General features: G+C 43.8%; 2 protein-coding genes. Both read left to right on the top strand.

The annotated features are described in order from the left end of the window. A partial coding sequence (locus CXF78_RS13335; protein ID WP_145991445.1) for an efflux RND transporter permease subunit occupies positions 1 to 2,063 on the top strand: 2,063 nt, incomplete at its 5' end. Beyond that, the coding region (locus tag CXF78_RS13330) for an efflux RND transporter permease subunit (RefSeq protein ID WP_102037070.1) at positions 2,060 to 4,214 on the top strand (2,155 nt) is incomplete at its 3' end. The genes CXF78_RS13335 and CXF78_RS13330, both read left to right, overlap by 4 nt.

Here is a 4,214-nt window from a genome sequence, read left to right as displayed (position 1 = left end):
TATTGGTCGACAATGCCATTGTGGTATTAGAAAACATAGACCGTTATAAATCTCAAGGCATGAGTAAAGTTGAAGCTGCCGTCACAGGATGTAAAGAAGTCTCAGGCGCCATTTTTGCTTCAACACTCACCACTCTGGCGGTATTTGTCCCTTTAGTGTTTGTAGACGGCATTGCAGGAGCCTTATTTGCCGACCAAGCGCTCACAGTCACGTTCGCCCTACTCGCCTCATTATTTGTTGCCTTAACAGCCATTCCCATGTTGGCATCACGTCAAGGTTTTACTAGCCTGCCGCAACCTATTGAAGTCGCCCAAAAACCTAAACCCACTAGCCGAAAAGGAAAAGTGGCCTATTACTTACTGGCTGTGCTGAGCTTTCCATTTAAACTCTTGTTTAGCTATTTGCCTTCAGGATTGTTAACCGCAATTATTGTCATTAGCCGTTTTGTAAGTAGTGTATTTGGACTGTTGCTCAAACCCATCTGCGCTGGTTTTAACTACTTATACCGCATAGTCGAATCAATCTATTTCCGTGTATTACATCACGCTCTTCGCCACCAAGTGTTAACCATTGTGTTAGCACTATTGGTGACCCTAGCGTCAAGCAGTTTGCTGCCTAAATTAGGTGTTGAGCTAATCCCGCCGATGAATCAAGGAGAATTTTATGTCGAAGTATTATTACCACCAGGCACCGAAGTCAGTGAAACTGATGCTGTATTACAACAACTAGCCCTGTCGATTAAAGACCGTGAAGATGTGAAACACGCCTATAGTCAAGCCGGTAGCGGTGGGTTAATGACATCGGATACTGCAAGAGGTGGTGAAAACTGGGGCCGATTACAAGTGGTACTCGCAGACCCTTTAGCCTTTAATGCGGTTAGCCAGGTATTGCGTAACACAGCAAAAAACATTCCTGAACTAGAGGCTCAAATTGAACACCCTGAATTATTCAGCTTTAAAACCCCGCTTGAAATTGAGCTATCGGGTTATGATTTAGCTCAACTCAAACAAAGTGCAGACCAACTGGTTAATGCCTTGTCTGATTCTGACCGCTTTAGTGACATTAATACGACCTTACGCGATGGCCAACCAGAGATCAGTATTCGCTTTGACCATGCCCGTTTAGCCGCGCTGGGGATGGATGCTCCGACAGTTGCTAACCGCATAGCCCAACGTGTCGGTGGTACTATTGCCAGCCAGTTTACGGTACGCGATCGTAAAGTGGATATTTTGGTGCGCAGTGAATTAAGCGAACGCGATCAAATCAGCGACATTGAATCGTTAATTATTAATCCCAATAGCGCCCAACCTATTCCATTAAGTGCTATTGCCACTATCGATTTACAAATTGGTCCTTCAGCGATTAATCGTATCAGTCAACAACGAGTCGCTATTGTGTCGTCTAATTTGGCTTACGGTGACTTAAGCGAAGCGGTAATTGAAGCCCAGCAGATATTGGCTAAACAGCAGCTACCAAGTTCTATTCAAGCCAGATTTGGCGGCCAAAATGAAGAAATGGAGCACTCATTTGACTCATTGAAAATAGCCCTCGTTTTGGCTATCTTCCTAGTGTATTTAGTAATGGCCAGCCAATTTGAATCATTGTTGCATCCACTGCTAATCTTAATCGCTGTTCCGATGGCCGTTGCCGGCAGTATTGTGGGTTTATTCATTACCGGGACCCATTTGAGCGTAGTGGTATTTATTGGCTTAATCATGCTAGCAGGTATTGTGGTCAACAATGCGATTGTATTGGTTGACCGTATTAATCAATTGCGCCAAGAAGGTATTGATAAACTGACCGCGATTAATGATGCCGCGCAATCTCGTTTACGTCCTATCATGATGACAACCCTAACCACTACCTTAGGTTTATTACCAATGGCAATAGGCATTGGCGATGGCAGTGAAGTTCGTGCGCCAATGGCCATTACAGTCATTTTCGGATTAAGCATGTCAACCTTGCTTACATTGTTAGTTATTCCAGCTCTATATGCGCTATTTGACCGTAAACAATATACCCAAAGTGACGTTGAGTTTAATACAGCGGAGACGCCAGCATGAACATAACTCAACTGGCGATAAAGCGCCCCGTCACCACCTGCATGTTTTTCTTGGCCATTATGTTGTTTGGCATGGCGGCCAGTAGAATGCTGCCATTAGAAATGTTTCCAGGAATTGATATTCCACAAATTGTGGTGCAAGTTCCGTACAAAGGCTCCAGCCCTGCAGAAGTTGAACGCGACATCACTAAAGTGCTGGAAGAGTCACTTGCTACCATGAGCGGCATAGAAGAGGTGCGATCAGATTCAACCCAAGACGGTGCGTTTATTCAGCTCAACATGAAATGGGGTGAAGATGTTGCCACCAAAAGCCTAGAAGCGCGCGAGAAAATTGACTCGGTAAGGCATTTATTACCAAAAGATGTTGAGCGCGTCATGATCCAACAGTTCTCAACCGCCGATATGCCGGTGTTAACCATTCGCATATCAAGCGAGCGCGAACTCTCTAATGCATTTGATTTGTTAGACAAACAGCTTCGTAAGCCGCTTGAACGCGTTGACGGCGTATCAAAAGTCACCCTTTATGGCGTTGAACAAAAGCAGATTGAAATCCGACTTGATGCCGATAAATTGGTCGCATCAAGCCTTAATAGCCTCGATTTACGATCGCGTTTACTGGCAGAAAACTTTGTCATCAGTGCAGGTACCCTAAGAGAAAACTCAAGGGTGTATCAAGTCTCACCAAAAGGTGAATTTACCAGCCTTGACGATATCAATAATCTGGTGATAGTGCCGGGTATTCGCCTGCAAGATATTGCGATGGTGAGCTATGCCCTGCCCGAGAAAATTGAAGGCCGACATTTAGATCAAAAATATGCGGTTGGTATTGATGTATTTAAGGAATCTGGTGCCAATTTAGTTGAGGTGTCTGACCGTGTACTAAGCGTTATCGAACAGGTTAAGCAAGATCAGCAATTTAATGGCATCAAACTGTTTATCATGGAAGACCAAGCCTATGGCGTTAAGTCCTCACTCAAAGACTTATTACTGTCTGGCTTAATGGGTGCGGTACTGTCATTTGGGGTGCTGTTTCTGTTTTTGCGCAATCTTAAAATGACCTTAGTAGTTATCTCATCAGTGCCGATTTCATTATGTATGACATTGGCTGGTATGTACTTTTTAGGCTACAGCTTAAATATTTTATCGATGATGGGATTGTTATTAGCCGTCGGCATGTTGATTGATAATGCGGTTGTCGTCACCGAAAGCGTGCTACAAGAGAAACAAGCTGGACATATTGACGACACTTGTCAGATAAAAGCCAACCAACAAGCCGTGTTAACTGGCGTTGAAAAAGTCTCTTTGGCGGTTTTAGCAGGTACATTAACCACCGCCATTGTTTTTTTACCGAATATTTTCGGCGTAAAAGTGCAACTGACCATCTTTTTAGAACATGTTGCTGTGGCCATTTGTATCTCGCTAGCGGCTTCATTATTGGTAGCGAAAACATTAATCCCACTGATGCTCAACCACTTTCACTTTGAAGTGCAGGCCGCTAATGACAACAATCGCTTAGGGCGTTTTTATCAACGTAGCCTCACGTGGATATTAACCCGACCAAAACGTTCTGGTGTCATCGCAGTGGCATTGTTGGTATCAACAGCATTGCCATTAAGTATGGTGCAACAAGATCAAGGAGATGGCGAAGGTAATGACCGTTTATACATTAATTACCAGCTAGAAGGTCGCCATAATCTAGCGGTGACCGAAGCCATGATTAATAGCATGGAAACGTATTTATACAGCAATAAAGACAAGTTTTATATTGATGCGGTTTACAGTTACTACGCCCCGCAAGATGCACAATCAACCATTTTATTGCAAAAAGACATCCCTATAGACATTGGTGAGTTAAAGAAAATGATCCGCGAAGGATTTCCTAAATTTTCGATTGCCACGCCACAATTTGGTTGGGGTAATGAAAATAATGGAATTCGTGTAACCTTAACAGGGCGCTCAACAACGGAATTAATTCGCATCAGTGAACAAGTGATGCCATTGCTCGACAATATAGAAGGCTTAGTCGATGTGCGCTCGGAAGTGAATGGCGCCCAACAAGAAGTTGTGGTGGTGATCAACCGAGAAATGGCTGCCCGTCTGGATTTAACCTTAAGCGATATAGCATCGAACATTGCCATTGCCTTAAGAGGTT

This window comes from Shewanella sp. 11B5, assembly GCF_002836795.1.
Classification (GTDB): domain Bacteria; phylum Pseudomonadota; class Gammaproteobacteria; order Enterobacterales; family Shewanellaceae; genus Shewanella; species Shewanella frigidimarina.
This window is presented reverse-complemented; position numbering and strand designations above follow the sequence as displayed.